Consider the following 21604-nt stretch of genomic DNA (forward strand, 5'->3'; position numbering starts at 1 on the left):
TGAGGCGCAAGTGCTGGACAAAAGAAGGCGTAGAGTTTCTGCGCCTTTTGCCCATATCAACTTAACAAAAACAATTCACATCGATATAAGGAGAGGGTAGGGCCGATGTTCAAAAACTATAAAAATGACTATGCCGGATGGCTGGTTGTATTTGGTGTGGTCATCCTGCTATTAGAAATATTATTTTTTAACCACGGGCTTATATTCTCTCTTTTTGTCGCAGGTGGAATGATTTATTTAGGCCGGAAAAGACGAGGCAGAACGTCTGGAAAATGGCTGTTTTATGGCGGGATTTTCTTTTTAGCCATCAGTGTTTTTAACATGATGACGTTTAAGTTTTTATTATTAGCAATCTTACTGCATTTTTTTATACAATTTTTAAATACGAAAAAGCAGCCAAATAAAATAAAGCTGGAGCTAACCGAACCGGAAAAGACTGAGACACCGGAAATGCTAATCAGAACTGATACGTTATTTGATAATATGTTTCTTGGCCAGCAGAAGACGCCGCAGGGGGTCTATGAATGGAATGATGTCAATATCCAGACCGGGATCGGCGATACGATTATTGATCTTAGCTACACAATGCTTCCAAAAGGGGAAAGCGTCATTTTAATTCGGAATTTAATTGGTAATATCCAAATCTTTATCCCGTATGACGTTGAAGTGACGGTAAACCATTCTTCTGTAATTGGAAAGACTAAGGTTTTTGAAAACCAGAACAGCAAGATGTTCAATCAAGTATTTCAAGTAAAAACTCCTGGCTATGAGGGGGCCGAGCAAAAGGTCAAAATCATTACCTCGCTCATCGTCGGTAACATCGAGGTGAGCCGGATATGAGTGCAACGGGGCGTCAAATTGTCTGGGGTGTCGCATTTGCCTTTTTGATGGCGATTTTTATTAGCAGTGCATTTTTTCTTGTGTTTCCATTAACAAGCTGGTCGGAATTGTGGACAAAGGATTTCATGGATATTCCGATAATTATTTTTATTCCAGCCTTTAGTATTGCTATGGGAATTCTTTTTGGAACCTCTGCGGGGCTTTATTGGAGAAATCGGCTGCGTCTGATTGAACAAACACTTCATCAACTAGAAGAGGGGAAACACCATGATATCAATATGGAAGGCTTTTCTTCGGTAAGTGAAATGCAAACTATTGCGAAAAGGATGGAGAAGATCGGCAAACAAATAGCGGAGCATGCGAGACACGCGCAGCGGCTTGCGACAGAAAAAGTGGAGGATCAGGAGGCAAGGATCCAAGAAATCATTGAGCAGGAACGGAATCGGCTTGCAAGGGAGCTCCATGACTCTGTCAGCCAGCAATTATTCGCGGCGTCTATGATGATGTCAGCGATCAATGAAACAAAACAGGATACAGAGGAAACGGCCGAAACAAAACAGCTAAAGATGGTTGAAGAGATGATACATCAATCACAGCTTGAAATGAGGGCGCTGCTGCTTCATTTAAGGCCAGTTGCTTTAAAGAACAAATCGCTCCAGGTAGGAATTGAGGAGCTGTTAATCGAATTATCACAAAAAGTGGAAATGGAGATAAAATGGAAAGTGGAAGACTTCCCGCTTGATAAAGGGGTTGAGGATCATTTATTCCGGATTCTCCAAGAATCTGTTTCTAATACACTAAGACATGCAAAAGCAGAGAAACTGGATGTGTTGTTGATTAAACGTGATGATCTGGTGATTTTACGGGTTGTCGATGATGGTGTCGGTTTTGAAATGGACGAAGGAAAAGCAGGCTCTTATGGAATGCAGAACATGAATGAGCGGGCTTTGGAAATCGGCGGGACGCTAAAAGTGATTAGTGTGAAAAATAAAGGGACGCGGCTGGAAGTGAAGGTCCCGGTACTGGTTAATGGAGTGGATGCAAATGATTAGAGTAGTATTTGTCGATGATCATGAAATGGTAAGAATTGGTGTCTCGTCTTATCTTTCTGCACAGCCGGATATTGAAGTGGTCGGCGAGGCGGAGAATGGGAAAAAGGGTGTAGAGATGGCATTAAAGCTTCGCCCTGATATCATTTTAATGGATTTGGTTATGAAGGAAATGGATGGAATAGAAGCAACACGACAAATTATTGAACAATGGCCTGAGGCAAAGATTATTATTGTGACGAGCTTTTTAGACGATGAAAAAGTGTATCCGGCACTTGAAGCAGGAGCAACAAGCTATATGCTGAAGACGTCGAAAGCGAGCGAAATTGCCAAAGCCGTCCGCGCCACCTATCAGGGGCAGTCGGTCCTTGAACCAGAGGTTACCGGGAAAATGATGATGAAAATGCGTAAGAAGTCGGAGCACCTGCCACACGAGGACTTAACCAGCCGGGAAATGGAAATCTTACTCTTAATGACCGAGGGGAAAACAAACCAGGACATTGCCGACGAACTATACATCGCACTCAAAACCGTCAAAACCCACGTCAGCAACATCCTAAGCAAACTCAACGTCCAAGACCGTACCCAAGCTGTAATTTACGCATTCAAGCACTCGTTAACGAAATAGCGGGTTGTTGTTCATATAACGGGTGTCAGGCACCATGTGAATTTTTCACATGGTGCCTGACACCCGTTTTCTTTGACACCCGTTTTCTTTCTAAAGGGATAAAAAAAGTAATTGAAAATCTTTATCAATTAGTGATATGATATTTAATGAAAATGATTATCATTATCTCGTTGGAGGGTTTTTATACATATGAAATTATTAAAAGTGTCTAGTATTCTATTAATCTCAAGCGGCTTGTTATTCGGTTGTTCTAATTCTAATCAAGGGGAAGCTCCGGCCAAAGATAAAACGAAGAAGGCAGCCACAACTGTTGAAGACTCCTTTAAAGGGGTAACAGATGAATATCGTGAGTATGCAATTGGCGAAATCGAGGAATTTGTTACAGCAACAGAGGCATTTACAACCGCGGTGAAAAACGGTGACATCGAAAAAGCGAAGCAGCTGTATGCCCCTGCACGGATGCATTATGAACGGGCGGAACCGATTGCAGAAGTATTCGGTGATTTGGATCCAAAGATTGATGCCCGTGAAGGCGATGTTCCAGAAGCGGAGTGGACCGGTTACCACCGAATTGAGAAAGGTTTATGGGAAGATAACACGACTAAAGGTTATGAACAATTTGCCGACCAGCTGATGAAGGATGTTAACCTTTTACGAGCAAAGGTCGACACGGTCGAAGTAACACCTGACTTATTAATTACTGGTGCTGTTGACCTGCTAAATGAGGTGTCCACTTCGAAAGTAACGGGGGAAGAGGACCGCTATTCCCATACAGACTTATATGATTTTGTCGCCAATGTGGAAGGCGCAGAAAAGATCTATCAATTATTAAAACCAACTTTACAGAAGAAAGACGAAGAGCTTTCAAAAGAAATTCAAACTCGTTTTGATGATGTTTATAGTTTGTTAGATCAGCATAAAAAAGGTGACGGCTATAAAGTTTATACCGATCTTTCAAAGGAAGAGGTAAAAGCGTTAAGCCAGGCAATTGATGCGCTGGCCGAACCACTTTCACAAATAGGAATTGTAACGGAGGCGTCTTAAATGACAACCGGTAAAAACAACTTAGAAATGTCTTCACCGGCATCAGCACCAGCACCGAAAAAAATCTCACGCCGGGATGTGTTGAAAACAGCCGGTATTGGCGGAATCGGTGTCCTAATCGGAGCATCTGGGGTCGGTGGGCTGCTTTCGATGACAGAAAGCAAAGCGAACAGTTCCGGTAAAACTGATATCGTCCCATTCTATGGAAAACATCAGAGCGGGATCACTACGAAACCGCAAGACCATGTTTATTTTGTGGCATTAGATGTAACGGCGGCGGAAAAGTCGGCGTTGGTGAAGCTTTTTAAAGAATGGACTGAGGCTGCGGCTATGATGACAGAGGGTAAACCTGTCGGAGAGCTCTCCAGTAATGAATTTTTACCGCCAAAAGATACGGGCGAGGCAGCAGGACTGTCAGCATCCAATTTAACTATTACCTTCGGGGTTGGGCCAAGTCTGTTTGTAAAAAATGGCCAGGACCGTTTTGGACTAAAACATAAGCAGCCGAAAGAGTTAGCCGATCTTCCAAAATTTCCGCTTGATGCGTTAGAAGAGGAATGGTCAGGAGGCGACCTATGTATTCAAGCTTGTGCGGACGATCCGCAGGTAGCCTTCCATGCGGTCAGAAATCTCATTCGTATTGCCCGGGGAAAGGCAATATTACACTGGGCACAGCCGGGATTTCAGCGGACGAAACAGGCGGATCCAAAGGATGAAACGCCAAGAAATCTTTTTGGTTTTAAAGATGGCACCGTAAACCCTGATATAAAAAATGAAAAAGAGGTAAACCAGCATGTCTGGGTACAGCCAGGTGATGGTCCAAACTGGCTGGCAGGGGGAAGTTACTTGGTGGTGCGCCGAATTCAAATGTTTATTGAGGTCTGGGATCGAACCAATTTACGAGAACAAGAGAATACGTTCGGCAGGTACCGCGACAGCGGGGCGCCTTTTGGACAAAAAAATGAATTTGATAAACTCGATTTAAAGAGTAAAAAAGAGAACGGTGAATACGTGCTCCCGGTTAATTCGCATGTCCGCTTATCACATGGGGATGGATCACAGCAAATATTACGCCGTGCCTATTCCTATTCAAACGGAATGGACGTGAAGACGGGCAGCTTTGACGCCGGACTATTATTCTTATGCTTTCAACGGACACCAAGTAAACAATTTATTCCAATGCAACAGCGCTTATCCACCATGGATAAGTTGAATGAATACACAACACACCGCGGCAGTGCGATTTTTGCCTGCTTACCTGGGACGAATAAGGGCGGTTATATCGGGGAAACACTTTTTAATTAGTAGTGTCCTTTATTACTAGTCCAGCGCTCTTGTCATGAGCGCTTGTGCTTTTTGAACTAAGGGGAGAACATGATGAAAATAGGGAAGCTATTTATTTTGCTATTCGCGTTTATGCTTCTATTTCAAACATCCAATTTTGTGAATGCTCAAGCCGCCGCCGTGGTGAATCATGACGAACTATTTGTATTGATTGGCGACAGCTTAATGAAAGCAAAATCCGGAGAAATTGAAACAGTTGCTAAAAACATAGAACAATTTGGACATGAATGGGTGTCAATCAAGAAGAAAAACAGCAAGCAGGCAAAAAACGTGGATGAAGAACTGAAAAAGGTTCAGCGGCTGCTTGTGGATAAAAAGGTAGACAGCCAAGCATTGTCCAAAAGTCTATCGTCGCTGTCAAGTGCAGTAGTTTTATATGATCAGGAACAAAATCCTGTGGATAAGGAAAAAGCTAAAGAAAAAGTTAACCAGCTGCTCCCGCTGATTGCAAATTTTAAAGATGCACTGGCAGAAGGGGATAGGGCGGTACTTAAAGCACGTTATCAAGCAATCATGAATCAATGGACAGCTTCGGAAAAGGTCGTCCATGATGAGAGTATTGCCGCATATGGGAATATCGAAAAATATACAGCACTCATCAGAATTGCGATTACCCAAGAGCCTGCTGATCTCGAAAAAGCAAATGTTAATGCTGATGAATTAAAGGAAGAAGTGGATAATTTTCTAGCTGGAAAAACAGCCAAGGGTGTTGAAGGCAAACACTCGCTGGAGGATGTTGCCGCTTTATTAAGCAGTGCGGAAAACGCGATTTCAGACAAGGAATACGAAAAAGCAAGTACGGATTTAAATGAAATTCTGAGCATTTGGCCAATGGTTGAGGGCGATGTGCAAACACGGGACAGCAAGCTGTACAATGATATCGAAACAAAAATTCCGGCAGCAATCAGCCTCTTAAACTCTCAAAAAGTAGATTCCGATAAAGCCGGGGCAATCTTAAAGGATCTCCAGTCAAGGCTGGCACCGTTAACGAGCAAAACTGATTATAGCTTGTGGGATGCCGCGCTTATTTTACTTAGAGAAGGGTTAGAAGCGATTTTAATTGTTGGTACCCTGATTGCTTTTCTTAAGAAAATGGGTCAGGCCAGCAAGCAAAAGTGGATCTGGGCAGGTGTGGCAGCAGGTATCCTTGCCAGCGCGGTTCTCGCGGTTGTCATCAATATAGTTTTTTCAAAAATTGTCGCCGCCTCCAGCCGCGAATATATTGAAGGCATAACCGGTGTTGTGGCCGTAGTAATGATGCTTACAGTGGGGGCGTGGCTCCATAATAAATCAAGCATTGGAAACTGGAATAAATATATTAATCAACAAATGCAACAGGCGATTGCTAAAGGAAGCCTCATTTCTTTTGCCTTGATCAGTTTCCTTTCAGTATTCCGTGAAGGCGCGGAAACAATTATTTTCTACACCGGAATTACTCCTTATATCAGTTTGCAGCAGTTGATAATCGGCGTTGTCTTGGCAATCGCCATCCTTGGTGTTGTCGGCTTTTTGATTATTCATTACAGTGTCAAAATTCCAATCCGTCTATTCTTTAAAGTGGCAACACTTCTAATTTATCTTTTAGCCTTTAAAATTCTTGGGGTAAGTATCCATGCCCTTCAGATTTCAAACGTGCTGTCCATGAGCACGGTGCAGAACCTCCCGTATATCGATTGGATTGGCATGTACCCAACATGGGAAACATTCTTAACACAACTACTGCTTGTCGTATTTATTTTCATTATGACTTGGATTGTGAAGAAAAGAGCAGTGGCTAAGAATGTGTAACAAGTTAGGGTGTCAGGGACCATGTGAAAAATTCACATGGTGCCTGACACCCTTTTTTATACTATTCTCTAGACTTGTCTCATAAATTATAAAGTAAATCTTTAAATCAGTGAGACTACAGCAAAGGGAGAATCTGAAATTGGCAATTTATTATCGGGGTATCTTGTTTTTGGCCGTAACCGCATTTTTAGGAGAGGGAATTGAAGTTTTAGTTAATATGATTCTAGCAAGGCAGCTGGGATCGCATGGTTTGGGCTTGTATATGTCCATTTTGCCGACCATTTTCTTAATTGTCCTCATTTCCAGTTTTGAATTGCCGGTGTCAATCTCCAAATTTATCGCCGAACGCGAAGAGCGCTATCACCGCAATATTCTCTATCACGCCATCACCATCACGATTATTTTTACGAGTCTATTATTAGTCATCGGGACGATGCTGCTGCCATTCATTCCCGTCTTCAATTCGTATCATCCCTATGTCCGCTGGCTTGTCATCATCCTGATTCCCGTTATTTCCTTCACTTCGGTCGCCAGGGGCTATTTTATGGGCAGACAGCTGATGGGAAAAATCGCAATCTCAAACTTTTTACGAAAAGTCGTTCAGCTTATTGTGCTTTTCGGGGTGTTCCGGCTCTTCGAATTCAATGCTGAATCATCGCTATTAATCGCCATCGGCACCTTAATTGGCAGTGAAATTGTTGTTTTTCTATATTTAGTTTTCATGTTCATCATCCAATTCCAGCAAATCAAAAAACAGCCGTTTTCTAATATAAACAGGAAGATGGTTCGAAAGAATTTAATGGCGGTGTCGATTCCAACAACCGCCATGCGTCTGTTTTCTGCTTTCACCGGTGCCATCCAGCCTTTCTTGATTAAAGCGGCATTAGTACATTCGGGGATTTCAGCCGTGCAGGCCACTGAACAGTTCGGAATGCTGATGGGAGTAGCCATTTCCATCGGATTTTTCCCGGGATTTATTGCTCATTCGTTGCTAATTGTCCTAATTCCCGCCGTTTCCAAAACAAGTTCCGATGGGGATTATTTCAGCCTGCAAAAGATGCTTCAGCAGGCTATGGTACTTACGCTTGGGTATGGCATTATCGCGGTAACACTCTTTTATTTTTTTGCACCTGAGTTGACTTCGTTATTTTTCAAATCAAACACATCAGCGATTTACTTGCAATTACTTTGGCCATTCTTCTTGTTTCATTACTTTGTAATGCCGCTTCAGGCGTTTATGATTGGCCTCGATATGATTAAAGAAGCATTCATTCATATCATTTGGTCGACGGTGATTTCATTTGGGCTTATTCTTTGGCTCGGAGCGATGCCGGAATGGCGGATGGACGGAGTCATTATCGGGATGAACACAGGGTCGGTCCTGCTGGCGCTAATGCATTATTTAACGGTTTGTAAAAAAATCGGGGTTACGTTCTTCATGAAAGGTGCGTTAACGAAAAAGGGAGCTTGAAAATTCAAGCTCCCTTTTTGTTAGTCTCTGCTTCCAAGTATTCCGAAAATACGCAGGATACTGATGAACAGGTTGATGAAATCTAAATATAAGCTTAATGCCATCATTGGTACTTCTTCCGGTCTTACACCGTGATGCTTCATCCGGCTGATGTCAAACAGAACGTAACCGCTGAATACTAATACCCCGATAAAGGAGAAAGCAAGCATTCCAGTTGAGCTTAATGGGAAGAAAATGTTGAAAATCATAATTGCCACGAGTGCCAGCAGGGCAGCAAATAGGAATCCGCCTAAGAAGGAAAAGTTCCGTTTTGATTTCGCCGCATAAATCGAAATACCTGTAAACATAACCGCAGTGGTAGCAAATGCATTAATAACCACATTAGCTCCGGCTGTTGATGCGTAGTAGGCGACAATTGGATACAATGTTATCCCTGAGATAAAGGTAAAGATATATAAGAACGAATAAGAAATCGCCTTTTTTCGTCTAAAAAAGACAGCTGCGATAATCATGACTAATTCTAAAATCGATAACGGTAAAAATAAACTAGGCGGTACATACACTCCAGCCATGGTACCTACAAAGGCTATGGCAAGGGAGAGGGCGAATGTCCGTAATACAGAAGGCATAAATTCAGACGATGTTTGCGTATTATACAATTTTCTTCACCTCATCAATAATGTCTTACAATAAGTTATACGAAGAAGTGGTCAAGATGTTTCACTTTTTCGTAAAATTTCTTTATCTTCTTTTAAAAGATCACGAATCTCAGCTAAAAGCACTTCAGTACGATCTGGTTCTTCTTCAACGACAGCCTCTTCCTTTTCCTCTTTCTTTTTGAAACGGTTAAGAAATTTGATAACAATAAAAATGGAGAAGGCAATAATAAAGAAATCTACAATGTTTTGAATAAATAGTCCGTATTTTATGTTTCCGAAGGCAAGTTTGGAAAAGTCGATATGACCTTTTCCAATTATAAATGCAAGGATAGGCATAATAATATTATCAACCAGCGAGGAAACGATTTTTCCAAAAGCGGCTCCAATAATTACCCCGACAGCTAAATCAATAACGTTTCCTTTCATTGCAAATTGTTTAAATTCATTCCACATAAATAGTTCCTCCCATTTTATTCACATGAATCAAATTGTAACCATAGATGCCATCCGTTTGCAATAGTTGTTTTTCCTAAATAAAAAAGAGCAGCCAAATGCCGCTCTCTTGTATCGAATACGATATTAAAATGCCCAGTTTCCGTTTCGGAAAATTGGTTCGCTTTTGCCATCGGCGCTAATGCCGTCAATGTCCATTTCCGCTGATCCAATCATAAAGTCAACATGCGTGATACTTTCGTTAAGCCCGTTTTCTTTAAGCTCCTCAGAAGACATTTTTTTGCCGCCCTCGATACAGAAGGCATAGGCGCTGCCAATAGCCAAATGGTTCGAAGCATTTTCGTCAAACAATGTATTATAAAAAAGAATGTTGGATTGGGAAATTGGCGAATCGTAAGGGACAAGTGCGACCTCACCAAGATAGTGGGAGCCCTCATCCGTTTCCACTAAATGTTTAAGAACCTCTTCGCCTTCCTCGGCTTTTACGTCAACAATTTTTCCGTTATCAAAAGTAATCGAAAAACGATCGATGATATTGCCGCCATAGCTGAGCGGCTTCGTGCTGGCGACCGTTCCATTGACTCCTGTTTTAAGCGGTACGGTGAAAACTTCTTCTGTCGGCATGTTAGCCATAAATGGGGCACCGTTTTCATTGGTGCTTCCGGCGCCGACCCAAAGATGGTTTTTCGGCAGCTCGATCGTTAAATCCGTCCCAGGTGCTTTATAATGTAGCTTAGCATAGCGCTTTTCATTTAAATAGTTCACTTTTTCGTGAAGCGTCTCGTCATGTTCTTTCCATGCTTCTACCGGGTTTTCGCTGTCGACACGAACGGCTTTAAAGATTGCTTCCCAAAGGAGAGAAACCTGCTGGTCGCTAGGAGCATCAGGAAAAACTTTTGCAGCCCAGGCAGGTGAAGCAGCGGCAACAACTGTCCAGCTGATTTTGTCTGATTGAATCGCCTGGCGAAACTTCGAAAGCGCTTTACCGGCAGCTTTATTAAAATTAGCAATCCGCTCGGGCTTTACTCCTTTTAATAAATCAGGGCTGGAAGAAACAACAGACATAAAGGCTGCGCCTTTCTTCACAAGGTCTTCCTGCTCCTTTGCGCGCCATTCTGGATATTCATCAAATGCCTCGTCTGGAGCCAAATCATATTTTGTTTTTGAAACGATGTCATCATTCCAATTGACAATGACATTTAATGCACCCGCTTCATATGCTTTTTTAACAGCAAGGCGGACAAAGTCAGCGGCATCTATAGAAGCGTTAATAGCTAGAATTTGTCCCTCTTGGACATTAACACCGACCTTCACGGCCAGTTCCGCGTATTTTTCCAAGTTCTTTTGAAATTCACTCATATGTATATTCTCCTTTTTCAGAATCTTCCTTTTTAATTGTAACGGCTTTCATTGGAAAAAGAAACCGAAAGCATCGGTGAAAAAATACAAAAAAAAACAGTAAAGAATTTGTCTCTACTGAAGTTTGCTGCCATATACTTTTAAATTGAAATAAACACCTGCTGAAAATAATACGATAAACGTAATCATGCCGGAAATTGATGTAGGAGCCATGAATTGCGATAGTTCCATTGTTTCCACCGCCCGTTAATTTGAAATTATTTACACACTAATTATAATACTAAAAGAGGTAATTGTGAACAATTTAGTACAATTTATTGACGGATTTTCGAACTTATTATGAGGGGCTTACTTGATATAACCACACATTGAAATCATCAGATTTACTGAATCCATTTTTGACGTATGTTATATTAAACTTACGGAAATTTGAAAGGATGTTTTAAATATGGCAAAAAGTGTTGTAATTGCTGAAAAACCTTCTGTCGCACGTGATATTGCACGTGTACTTAATTGTAATAAAAAAGGAAATGGGTATCTTGAAGGAAATAAATATATAGTTACATGGGCACTAGGACACCTAGTCACCCTTGCTGATCCGGAAAGTTACGATATGAAATATAAAACATGGAATTTAGAAGATCTGCCGATGCTGCCCGAACGTCTGAAATTGACTGTAATTAAACAGACTGGAAAACAGTTTAATGCTGTAAAGAGTCAACTAATTAGAAATGATATCACCGAAATAATCGTGGCTACAGACGCAGGTAGAGAGGGAGAATTAGTCGCACGTTGGATTATCGATAAAGCAAAAGTTAATAGACCTATTAAACGTCTATGGATCTCATCTGTTACCGATAAAGCGATTAAAGATGGATTTGCCAACTTAAAGCCTGGTAAGTCTTATGACAATTTATATGCCTCAGCTGTCGCTCGTTCAGAAGCTGACTGGTATATCGGACTTAATGCAACGCGTGCATTAACAACTCGGTTCAATGCCCAATTAAACTGCGGTCGTGTTCAAACACCAACTGTTGCAATGATTGCCGCCCGTGAGGAAGAAATCAAAAATTTCAAAGCGCAAACCTATTACGGCATTGAAGCCCAAACATCTGACAATTTAAAATTGACATGGCAGGATGCAAAAGGGAACAGTCGCAGCTTTGATAAAGAGAAAATCGATGCGATTGTAAAGAAACTGGGCAAACAAAATGCCATAGTAAAAGAAATTGAGAAAAAGCCCAAAAAGTCTTTTTCTCCTGGCCTTTATGATCTAACCGAACTACAACGCGATGCAAATAAGATATTTGGTTACTCTGCCAAGGAAACGTTAAATATTATGCAAAAACTGTATGAACAGCATAAAGTCTTAACGTATCCTCGTACGGACTCACGGTATCTTTCTTCCGATATAGTGGCAACACTTCCAGAACGGTTGAGAGCATGTGGGATAGGAGAATACCGTCCGTTAACTAATAAGATTTTAAGCAAGCCGATTAAAGCTTCGAAAGCATTTGTCGATGACAGCAAAGTATCCGACCACCATGCTATTATTCCTACAGAAGGTTATGTAAACTTCTCGGCCTTCACAGATAAAGAACGAAAAATTTATGACTTAGTGGTTAAACGATTCTTAGCTGTGTTATTCCCGGCATTCGAGTATGAGCAGCTAACGCTTCGTGCAAAAATCGGTGATGAGAACTTTGTTGCAAGGGGAAAAACCATTTTATCCACTGGATGGAAAGAAGTATACGAAAATCGGTTTGAAGATGATGAGGCAGCTGATGACTTAAAGGAACAGATTTTACCTCGCATCGATAAAGGGGATACCTTAAACGTAAGACTAATTGCGCAAACATCAGGTCAAACTAATCCACCTGCACGTTTTAATGAAGCAACATTACTTTCGGCAATGGAAAACCCTACGAAATATATGGAAACAAAAAATAAGCAGCTTGCGGACACGTTAAAATCGACGGGTGGATTAGGAACTGTTGCTACGCGTGCGGATATTATTGATAAGCTTTTTAATTCATTCTTAATTGAAAAGCGTGGTAAAGACATTCACCTTACTTCTAAAGGTCGTCAATTGTTAGATTTAGTGCCTGAAGAGCTAAAATCTCCTGCTTTGACTGCGGAGTGGGAACAAAAGCTTGATCAAATTGCTCATGGCAAGTTGAAAAAAGAAGTGTTTATCAGCGATATGAAAAACTACACAAAGGAAATTGTTGCCGAAATTAAATCAAGTAATAAAAAATACAAACATGACAATATTTCCACTAAAAATTGTCCAGACTGTGGAAAACCAATGCTTGAAGTGAACGGCAAAAAGGGAAAAATGCTCGTATGCCAAGACCGGGAATGCGGACATCGTAAAAATGTATCGCGGGTTACCAATGCCCGCTGCCCGCAGTGCCATAAAAAATTGGAGCTTCGCGGCGAAGGCGAGGGTCAAATCTTCGCATGTAAATGTGGATATCGTGAAAAGCTATCTGCTTTTGAAGCACGCCGTAAAAAAGAATCCAAAGGTAAAGTGGATAAACGCACGGTGCAAAAGTATCTAAAAAACCAACAAAAAGATGAAGAACCATTGAATAATGCTTTGGCAGAAGCATTAAAAGGGTTGAAGTTTGATTAACACTATAAAAAGGGGCAATTCATCAAAACGGTGAATTGTCCCTTTTTTTAAATCCACCATTCAATGAGGCTATTGGAAACAAAACTCACGAAGAAAGCGGCAGAAATGTTTCCAATGAGGGCTATTGGAAACAAAACTCACGAAGAAAGCGGGAGAAATGTTTCCAATGAAGGCTATTGGAAACAAATCTCACGAAGAAAGCGGGAGAAATGTTTCCAATGAAGGCTATTGGAAACAAAACTCACGAAGAAAGCGGCAGAAATGTTTTCAATGAGGGCTATTGGAAACAAAACTCACGAAGAAAGCGGCAGAAATGTTTTCAATGAAGGCTATTGGAAACAAATCTCACGAAGAAAGCGGGAGAAATGTTTCCAATAAGGGCTATTGGAAACAAATCTCACGAAGAAAGCGGGAGAAATGTTTCCAATGAGGGCTATTGGAAACAAAACTCACGAAAAAAGCGGGAGAAATGATTCCAATAAGGGCTATTGGAAACAAAACTCACGAAGAAAGCGGGAGAAATGATTCCAATGAGGGCTATTGGAAACAAAACTCACGAAAAAAGCGGGAGAAATGTTTTCAATGAGGGCTATTCGGAACAAATCTCTCGAGAAAACGACATTAAATCCCTTTCATTTATTATCTTGCTAAAGCACTATTGTACTAAAATTCAGAAAAATACCTTGACATAAATGGTTTTTCTCACATACAATTATTATCAAAGTAATAATTTTAATGATGGGTGATAGAATATGAGGCATCGCTTACATTTCAATGTGTTTTTTAAAATCGGCAATAGAGAGGCTGGACTCCAAATCTAATGAGATTAGGAATCCAGCCTCTTTCTTTATTTTACTAAAGTGGTAGAGGAGTGGGATTTAATGATTACATTAACAGGAAACAGTTTAACCTTAGAGGAAATGAAGGAAGTATTATTTCGCCAGCAAAGGGTGAAAGCATCAGAGGATAGTATTAAGGCAGCGGCCAAAAGCCGTGAAGCGGTGGAAAGAATCGTTTCGGAAGAACGAGTGGTATATGGAATTACAACTGGGTTTGGCAAGTTTAGCGATGTCCTCATTGATAAAGATAATGTGCAAGACTTACAGTTGAATTTAATTCGCTCACATGCCTGCGGTGTCGGAGAGCCGTTCCCCGAGGTTGTCGCTAAGGCGATGGTTCTGCTTCGTGCAAATGCACTTTTAAAAGGGTTCTCCGGTATTCGCCCAGTGGTCATTGACATGCTGTTGGAGCTGGTAAATAAAGATATTATTCCGGTCATTCCGCAGCAAGGTTCTCTTGGGGCAAGCGGCGATTTAGCTCCATTATCCCACCTTGCTTTAGTATTAATCGGAGAGGGTGAAGTTTTCTACAAAGGAGAACGGATGGAAGCACACGAGGCTCTTCAGCAGGAAGGCTTACTGCCAATAACTTTAGAAGCAAAAGAAGGTCTTGCTCTTATTAACGGCACCCAGGCAATGACAGCCATGGGGGTCGTCGGATATTTAGAAGCGGAGCAGCTGGCATATGAAAGTGAACTGATTGCTTCGATGACAATTGAAGGCTTGAATGGAATTATCGATGCATTTGCCGAGGAAATCCAAACAGCAAGAGGCTATAAGCAGCAAATTGATACAGCAGCGAGAATCCGAAAATATTTAAGCGACAGTCTGCTAACTACTCAGCAGGGGGAGCTAAGGGTGCAGGATGCATATTCACTGCGCTGCATTCCTCAGGTTCACGGTGCTTCTTGGCAGGCGCTTGATTATGTGAAAGAAAAGCTGGAAATTGAAATCAATGCAGCAACCGATAACCCATTAATTTTTGAGGATGGACAAATGGTGATTTCCGGCGGGAATTTTCATGGGCAGCCGATTGCATTTGCGATGGATTTTATGAAAATTGCAGTGGCGGAGCTTGCTAATATTTCCGAACGAAGGATAGAACGGTTAGTGAATCCGCAATTAAATGATCTGCCGCCATTTTTAAGTCCACAGCCAGGCTTGCAGTCCGGGGCAATGATTATGCAATATGCTGCCGCGTCCTTAGTTTCTGAAAATAAAACATTGGCTCATCCGGCAAGCGTCGATTCCATCCCGTCTTCCGCTAATCAAGAAGATCATGTCAGCATGGGAACAATAGCTTCAAGACATGCTCATCAAATCATCCAAAACTCAAGGCGAGTGCTGGCCATTGAAATGATTTGCGCGATGCAGGCAGTGGAATACCGTGGGGTTGATAAAATGGCTGCCCATACGAAGAATTTCTATATTAAAGGGCGTGAGCAGGTCACTTCAATTAAAAAGGACCGGGTTTTCTCGAAGGATATTGAAAAACTGGCCGAATGGCTGAAAACAATAGAGTTCTCCCAATTTACCAGAAATTTGAGTTTGAATTAAATCTGGTACAGTTGACCGAATAAATAGGAAAAGGCGTGAAACGCATCACGCCTTTTTAATCTTTCTGTTTTGGAAGCAAACGGGCAGTATCCCCGCGCACTTCTTCTTCCTCCACTCTATTCTTAAAGGCTTCCCGCGTTACTAGGAATTCCTCGTCACCAAATTCTTCCTTTGATGTTTTTACCGCCGGAAGGCCATGCTTAGGGAAATTTCCTGGATGATTTTTGTTTTTATGATTAAAATGTTCTCCACGTGCCAATCTCAACACTCCTTTCGTCATCAAAAGTAGCATTCCCTATCATACGGAAATGATTACCGAAAAATTTTGACATTAATTTTTCAACGAGAGTCAAATTTTTGTTATAATGAACGTAATGGTTGTGAAGGAGGGCTGAAGACATGGATATGTTTCAGATGATCTCAGAAGACCGTATTAAAAAGGCCTACGAGGATGGCGAATTTGAAAATCTCCCAGGTTACGGGAAACCGATAAAGCTGGAGGATCTATCACATATTCCGGAAGAATTGCGGATGGCCTATAAATTACTGAAAAATTCCGGGTATTCTGAGGAAGAAAGCAGTATACGCCAGGAAATGATGACAATTGAAGATTTAATCAAAAAGTGTGACGACAGCACGGAATGGGCAGGTCTGCAAAAAAAGCTGAACGAAAAACTTTTACGATTCAACCAGTTGATGTCAAAGCGTAGAAAAACAACCAATTCGTCCCTTTTTAAAAACTATGAGATGAAGATACAAACCAAGCTCAAATAAAAAAAAGCTGTGCGATAGGAGCGTGTCGGTAAGCCGTTGTCACTCTTCGCCAGCTTTTTCTTCATGATTAGCCGGTTTGCACATTCTATCAAGCATAAAGCCAGCAAATACGATAAAAGCAATCGGAATGGAAAAATTTAATACGTGAATTACTGTCATATTAAGCCTCACCACCAATAGTAAGAATATTATTAATATTTGTTATACTTAGTTTCATTATATGCGATTTGTCACAATTTAGACAAATATTTTCGTCATAATTAAAAGCAATTTTTTTGCAAACAAGTTTGGGAGGGAAGCCTGCGATGTGTAACCAAGAAACGATCCTGAATATAATTAGATTAGATCCAACTATATCAGAGCAGGCCATTGCTAATAAAACTGGTTTTTCTCTCGAAGAGGTGAATGAAACAATTGTCTCGCTTATTCAAGCAGGAAGGATTGTGGGTCGCAGTTTCATTCTTCCGGAGGAGAAAAAAATTGTTTGTATCGGCGGTGCCAATGTGGATCAAAAAGTCCAGGTGCTAAATCAGGTAACGTACGAAACATCTAATCCAGCAGTCAGCACAAGGTCAAGAGGGGGCGTTGCTCGTAATGTCGCTGAAAATTTAGGTCGCCTGGGTCTTCAATCGTCGCTGCTGGCTTACATTGGCGGCGATTCAGAGGGGGAATGGCTGCATGAAAATACGAAGCAATTTGTGAACTTAGCCCCATTAAAAGTGATTGAGGGGAAATCAACTGGGACCTATACGGCTGTCCTGGATCCTGAAGGGCAAATGCTGCTCGCACTTTCAGACATGAGAATTTATGATGATGTCGAAGAGGATTTTATCGAAAAAAACATGCATTACCTTCAACATGCAGAGATGGTACTTCTTGATACAAATTTTCCAGGGGGCATTCTCGAGCAAGTTATTTCAAGCTGTAAAGCCTATCAAATTCCGCTTTGTGTGGCTCCAGTATCCGCACCAAAGGCGGAAAAGCTGCCTGAATCACTAGAAGGAGTTACATGGCTGATTGCAAACCATAAAGAGGCAGAAGCACTAGCAAAGTTGAAAATACAAACCGAGGGTGATTTCTTCCGCGCAGCAGAAGTGATCCTTAACCGAGGGGTTGAAAAAGTAGTAATCAGCAGAGGAAACCAAGGAATCATCTATTTTACGAAGGATGGAGAAGCGGGTGCCATTGTTGTCCCCGATATTTTAGTAACAGATGTAACAGGGGCAGGGGACTCACTGATTGCGGGTATTTTATTTGGATATTTAAAAGGGTTAAGTACAGAGAATGCATGTAAAATTGGAATCAGCTGTTCATTAATTACGATTCAATCTGGAGAGACGGTGAATCCGGAATTAAACCATTTAAAGCTGATTAAAGCGTTTCAAAGCTGTTTTTAAAAAAATTTAAACTATGTGGAAAATAGAGGAAGTTTCGACGTTAAACTTCCTTTATTTTTTTTTTCCTTTAATTATGACAAGGTTTTTGTAGAATTTTGGAAAAGGATGGAGGAAAAAGTAGTTAGAAAGTTTAAAAACTATGACAAAAAATAACACTCAGATATAAAAGTACTAGATATAATGAAAATACTGATTAATGGATAAGCAAATAGTCCTTGTTTTATATGCAGAAGGATATAGTACAAAGAGAATATCACACAGAAAAAGGCAAACCTATTGAAAGATAGGGACGCAAAGCTGCGGGTCTAAGGTAAGTATTGCTTGCTAGGATGGCCGGGTTACCTGGAATACAAAAGTATTTTAGGGGGGAAGAAAGTGATAACAAAGGAGAAAGTGGTTGATGTAATGGATGAAGAATGGGTAGCCCTTATTTGTGAGGCGAAAAAGTTAGGGTTAACGATAGAAGAGATTCAAAGTTTTCTGAGCCAACAAGAACAAAAGTAGTACTTTTCGTACATAAAAAATAAAAGCATTCTGCTAGTATAAGGCAGCATGCTTTTTTGTTGCTTAATTTAGATTACCTTTGATTATTCCGCCATTTATTAAATTCAAGGAAATCACGAAATTGATCCTTGGACACCCCTGAGTTCATTGCTTCTTTCACAAGATTCATCCAGTCGTTATCTAATTCGGATTGATCGACCTGTTCATGGATTAAATGTTCAACAGGGATATTCAAAACATGTGATATCTTTTCAAGAAACTGAATGGAAGGATTCTGCTGCAAATTTCGTTCTAGTGAACTTAAATAAGATTTTGCTACGCCTGCTTGTTCTGCAAGTTCGGATAGTGACATTTTCTTTTCTAAGCGGAATTTCTTTACGCGGTCACCAATCATATATCTCACACACCTAATAAATAGTATATTTACGTCTATTTTACCAAAAAGAATAAGAAAGTACCATATTAAGAACGAAAACTATTTTGAAAAATAGATAAGATAGGGTTAATATTAAGAGTGTTTACTGCATATGAAAGGAATAAACTTACTTATAGTCTGTTTCAGTTGCATGCTGCATGCTACAAATACAGTTGACACCAATTGCAATTGAAGCGGTATTTCTTTAACGCAGACAATTATGATCAATACATACATAAAATAATAAAAAATGGAAAGGGGACTCTGCACAATGATTGTCCTTAAATCACAACGCGAAATTGAAGCGATGAAGAAGGCTGGGGAAATTCTAGCGGCCTGCCATAAAGAAATTGCCAAAATGATAAAACCTGGTGTTACCACTTGGGAGATTGACCAATTTGTGGAGAAATTCTTAAGCGAACATAACGCAACTCCTGAGCAAAAAGGCTATAAAGGTTATGAATATGCAACCTGCGCAAGTATTAATGATGAAATTTGCCATGGGTTTCCGCGCAAAGAGCCGCTAAAAGAAGGGGAAATTGTGACAATTGACATGGTTGTTAATTACAATGGGGCATTGGCGGATTCAGCCTGGTCCTATGCCGTAGGTGAAGTGTCTAATGAGGTGGATCATTTATTAAAAGTAACGAAGGAAGCTCTGTATAAGGGGATTGAACAGGCAGTGCCCGGGAATCGAATCGGTGATATTGGCCATGCCATTCAAACATATGTCGAAGGGGAGGGCCTTTCTGTAGTCCGTGACTTTATCGGTCATGGAATAGGTACGGTCATTCATGAAAAACCAGATGTACCGCATTACGGACTGCCGGGAAAAGGCGCGAGAATCAAAGAAGGCATGGTATTTACCATCGAACCAATGGTAAACATCGGCATGCACTATACAAAAATGGACAACAACGGCTGGACCGCAAGAACTGTAGACGGCACATACTCCGCCCAATACGAACACACCATTGCCATCACCAAAGACGGCCCAATCATTCTAACGAGCCAGGAGTAAAAAAATAAGGGTGTCAGGCACCATGTGAAAATTCACATGGTGCCTGACGCCCGTTATTTCTTCCTTAAGTTCCCTAGTTCTTCTGCAAGTGCCTGCATCTCGTTCGGGCTGAAGGAGTTTTTTCTTAAGACCATTTCGTAAATTTCTTTTAGTTCCTCGTACATTTCTTCGTCAAAGTGAGAGGGTTTAATGGCTCCCAGGTTTAAGACTCTTAGTTTTTCTTTTATTTTTTCAATCATAAATTCGACGTTTTCGACTGTTTTTTGTGATAAATCCATGTACATCACCCCTTCAAGCTAATAGTTTCATCTTTTCATTTTAATGGTATTCTGTCAATACAAACCTTTTTCATCCATCCCTCTGATTCGAAAGAAAGCGTACAAGACTTGCAACGAGAGCCTGTATCAAGCAAAATAAATAATATATGTTTAAGAAAGAAAGGAAAGGGTACATATGACAAAGAAAAATCTTTTTTGGAAGGGATTGTTCCTTGGCGCTTTAGCTGGAGGTGCCGTTAGTTTATTTGATAAATATACTCGTGAAGTGATGAAGGATCATGTGCAAAAAACTTCCAGCAAGGTGTATGAAACGGTGCGCCACCCAGGAGAAACAGTGGCGAAAATTAAGTCCACGATTGAACAGGTGAGTGAAGATTTTTCCTATCTTGCCGAAAAGGTAGAAGAAATTCGTGAATTAACACCTCAAGTTACTGATATGATAAAGGAAACAAAGGATACCTTCTCAAAGAGTGAAGACGATGAACTGCTAGAGGAACTTCTTGAAGAAAAAGTAACGAATTATTAAAAAGGAGAGGTGATGATGGGGAATAAAGGGAATGTTCGCTCCTCTTTAATACGACTGCTCTGGCATCGGATTAGTGAAGATGACCTTCCGGGATTAAGCGCTCAGCTCGCTTATTATTTCCTGCTTTCACTTTTCCCGCTTCTGATCGTGTTATTTACGTTAATCCCTTATGTCCCGATACCGCAGCAAGATATGCTGGGAATCATTGAAAAATTTGCCCCTGTAGATGCCATGCAGTTTATTGAGAAATCAATTAATGAAATCATGAGTCATCGCAGCGGCGGCTTGCTATCAGTTGGGATCATTGGGACGATTTGGTCGGCCTCAAACGGGATTAATGCGATTGTGAGGGCATTTAATAAAGCTTATAATGTCCCGGAAAGCAGGTCATTCATTGTTGCTAGAGGAATGGCGATTCTTCTAACATTCGGAATGATCTTTGTTTTTTTATTGGCCCTTATTTTACCAATCTTCGGCAGGGAAATTGGGGAATTTATTTTTTCCCAGTTTGGTTATTCCAAGTTATTTCTTAAGCTGTGGAATACTTTAAGCATTGTGGTAAGTGCGATTATCTTGTTTATTGTTTTTTCAGGCCTATACTGGGTTGCGCCGAATGTGAAGTTCCGCTGCCGCAGCGCTTTTCCGGGAGCAGCCTTTGCGACATTCGGCTGGATTGTTTCTTCGCTGGGCTTTTCCTTTTACGTGGGTAATTTCAGTAACTATACCGTAACTTACGGAAGTATTGGGGCGATTATTGTCTTAATGATTTGGCTGTACATTTCCGCCTTCATTATTATCCTTGGGGGAGAAATTAATGCCTTTTACAGTGAGAAAAATCGTTCTGACTGCTAATAGTTACCTTTATGAAAAAGTTTTATCTGTTCAAACTATGGTTACGGGCGCGGTACTGGTGCTAAGTGCCTAAAGCCCGACCACATTAAGGGAGGTTTGAACATTGACGAAGCATACGAAAAAAGACGGCGGTACAAAGCAAAAGGGTAAAGGCAGCAAAGGCAATAA

The 21604-nt window shown here is 40.9% G+C and carries 21 protein-coding genes and 1 riboswitch; of the genes, 15 read left to right on the forward strand and 6 right to left on the reverse strand.

Annotation, left to right across the window (positions count from 1 at the left end; genetic code table 11):
• The first annotated feature begins 105 nt into the window (after positions 1-105).
• From liaF to A6749_RS18325, 7 genes are all read left to right on the forward strand, one after another.
• On the forward strand, positions 106-840 hold the full coding sequence (liaF, locus tag A6749_RS18295; RefSeq protein ID WP_066393496.1) for a cell wall-active antibiotics response protein LiaF: 735 nt from the start codon (positions 106-108) through the stop codon (positions 838-840).
• Positions 837-1892, forward strand: coding sequence for a sensor histidine kinase (locus A6749_RS18300; RefSeq protein ID WP_066393499.1), 1056 nt, complete (start codon positions 837-839; stop codon positions 1890-1892). Before liaF ends, A6749_RS18300 begins: the two co-directional genes overlap by 4 nt.
• The gene (locus A6749_RS18305) at positions 1885-2517 is read left to right on the forward strand and encodes a response regulator transcription factor (RefSeq protein ID WP_066393500.1); all 633 of its coding nucleotides are present in this window, start codon (positions 1885-1887) and stop codon (positions 2515-2517) included. The genes A6749_RS18300 and A6749_RS18305 overlap by 8 nt, the downstream gene beginning before the upstream one ends.
• A gap of 189 nt (positions 2518-2706) precedes the next feature.
• Positions 2707-3561 carry an iron uptake system protein EfeO gene (gene efeO, locus A6749_RS18310; protein WP_066393503.1) on the forward strand — a complete coding sequence of 285 codons (855 nt, stop codon included), beginning with the start codon at positions 2707-2709 and terminating at the stop codon, positions 3559-3561.
• Positions 3562-4866 carry an iron uptake transporter deferrochelatase/peroxidase subunit gene (gene efeB / locus A6749_RS18315; protein WP_153043037.1) on the forward strand — a complete coding sequence of 435 codons (1305 nt, stop codon included), beginning with the start codon at positions 3562-3564 and terminating at the stop codon, positions 4864-4866.
• Positions 4867-4938: 72 nt separating this feature from the next.
• Positions 4939-6693: an FTR1 family iron permease gene (locus tag A6749_RS18320; protein WP_066393510.1), complete on the forward strand. Its 1755-nt coding sequence runs from the start codon at positions 4939-4941 to the stop codon at positions 6691-6693.
• Between the two features lie 139 nt (positions 6694-6832).
• On the forward strand, positions 6833-8164 hold the full coding sequence (locus tag A6749_RS18325) for an oligosaccharide flippase family protein (RefSeq protein WP_066393513.1): 1332 nt from the start codon (positions 6833-6835) through the stop codon (positions 8162-8164).
• Positions 8165-8184: 20 nt separating this feature from the next.
• Here A6749_RS18325 and A6749_RS18330 read toward each other — a convergent pair whose 3' ends face one another.
• The 3 genes from A6749_RS18330 to A6749_RS18340 form a co-directional block, all read right to left on the reverse strand.
• Positions 8185-8823: a Bax inhibitor-1/YccA family protein gene (locus A6749_RS18330; RefSeq protein ID WP_066393522.1), complete on the reverse strand. Its 639-nt coding sequence runs from the start codon at positions 8821-8823 to the stop codon at positions 8185-8187.
• A gap of 51 nt (positions 8824-8874) precedes the next feature.
• Positions 8875-9276, reverse strand: a complete 402-nt coding sequence (gene mscL / locus A6749_RS18335; protein WP_066393528.1) for a large conductance mechanosensitive channel protein MscL — start codon at positions 9274-9276, stop codon at positions 8875-8877.
• A gap of 126 nt (positions 9277-9402) precedes the next feature.
• Complete coding sequence (locus A6749_RS18340; RefSeq protein ID WP_066393538.1) at positions 9403-10635, reverse strand: aminopeptidase; 1233 nt, start codon at positions 10633-10635, stop codon at positions 9403-9405.
• A gap of 448 nt (positions 10636-11083) precedes the next feature.
• Here A6749_RS18340 and A6749_RS18345 point away from each other — a divergent pair, with 448 nt between their 5' ends.
• Positions 11084-13273: a DNA topoisomerase III gene (locus A6749_RS18345; RefSeq protein WP_066393541.1), complete on the forward strand. Its 2190-nt coding sequence runs from the start codon at positions 11084-11086 to the stop codon at positions 13271-13273.
• An 881-nt stretch (positions 13274-14154) separates the two neighbouring features.
• The gene (gene hutH, locus A6749_RS18350; protein WP_066393552.1) at positions 14155-15669 is read left to right on the forward strand and encodes a histidine ammonia-lyase; all 1515 of its coding nucleotides are present in this window, start codon (positions 14155-14157) and stop codon (positions 15667-15669) included.
• Between the two features lie 55 nt (positions 15670-15724).
• Here the strand turns inward: hutH and A6749_RS18355 are convergent, their stop codons facing one another.
• Positions 15725-15928 carry a hypothetical protein gene (locus A6749_RS18355; protein ID WP_066393562.1) on the reverse strand — a complete coding sequence of 68 codons (204 nt, stop codon included), beginning with the start codon at positions 15926-15928 and terminating at the stop codon, positions 15725-15727.
• A gap of 140 nt (positions 15929-16068) precedes the next feature.
• Here A6749_RS18355 and A6749_RS18360 point away from each other — a divergent pair, with 140 nt between their 5' ends.
• The 3 genes from A6749_RS18360 to A6749_RS27765 all read left to right on the forward strand — a co-directional run bounded on the left by A6749_RS18360 (position 16069) and on the right by A6749_RS27765 (position 18344).
• Entirely contained in the window at positions 16069-16443 is a 375-nt protein-coding gene (locus A6749_RS18360) for a DnaJ family domain-containing protein (protein WP_066393570.1), read from the forward strand.
• Between the two features lie 305 nt (positions 16444-16748).
• Positions 16749-17840: a PfkB family carbohydrate kinase gene (locus A6749_RS18365; RefSeq protein WP_066393581.1), complete on the forward strand. Its 1092-nt coding sequence runs from the start codon at positions 16749-16751 to the stop codon at positions 17838-17840.
• Between the two features lie 256 nt (positions 17841-18096).
• A riboswitch (cyclic di-GMP riboswitch) is annotated at positions 18097-18186 on the forward strand.
• A gap of 29 nt (positions 18187-18215) precedes the next feature.
• Entirely contained in the window at positions 18216-18344 is a 129-nt protein-coding gene (locus A6749_RS27765; RefSeq protein WP_084797895.1) for an anti-repressor SinI family protein, read from the forward strand.
• 73 nt (positions 18345-18417) lie between these two features.
• Here the strand turns inward: A6749_RS27765 and A6749_RS18370 are convergent, their stop codons facing one another.
• Positions 18418-18738: a helix-turn-helix domain-containing protein gene (locus A6749_RS18370; RefSeq protein WP_066393589.1), complete on the reverse strand. Its 321-nt coding sequence runs from the start codon at positions 18736-18738 to the stop codon at positions 18418-18420.
• 292 nt (positions 18739-19030) lie between these two features.
• Here A6749_RS18370 and map point away from each other — a divergent pair, with 292 nt between their 5' ends.
• The gene (gene map, locus A6749_RS18375; protein ID WP_066393592.1) at positions 19031-19780 is read left to right on the forward strand and encodes a type I methionyl aminopeptidase; all 750 of its coding nucleotides are present in this window, start codon (positions 19031-19033) and stop codon (positions 19778-19780) included.
• A 53-nt stretch (positions 19781-19833) separates the two neighbouring features.
• On the opposite strand, the gene A6749_RS18380 is transcribed toward map, so the two are convergent.
• Positions 19834-20058 (reverse strand): DUF1128 domain-containing protein, encoded by a 225-nt coding sequence (locus A6749_RS18380; protein ID WP_066393604.1) that lies wholly within the window; start codon positions 20056-20058, stop codon positions 19834-19836.
• Positions 20059-20233: 175 nt separating this feature from the next.
• Between A6749_RS18380 and A6749_RS18385 the strand changes: the two genes are divergently transcribed.
• Positions 20234-20584, forward strand: coding sequence for a YtxH domain-containing protein (locus A6749_RS18385; protein ID WP_066393614.1), 351 nt, complete (start codon positions 20234-20236; stop codon positions 20582-20584).
• Positions 20585-20599: 15 nt separating this feature from the next.
• Positions 20600-21436 (forward strand): YihY/virulence factor BrkB family protein, encoded by an 837-nt coding sequence (locus A6749_RS18390; RefSeq protein ID WP_066393623.1) that lies wholly within the window; start codon positions 20600-20602, stop codon positions 21434-21436.
• Positions 21437-21604: the final 168 nt, after the last annotated feature.

Source organism: Neobacillus mesonae (assembly GCF_001636315.1).
Taxonomy (GTDB): Bacteria; Bacillota; Bacilli; order Bacillales; family Cytobacillaceae; genus Neobacillus; species Neobacillus mesonae.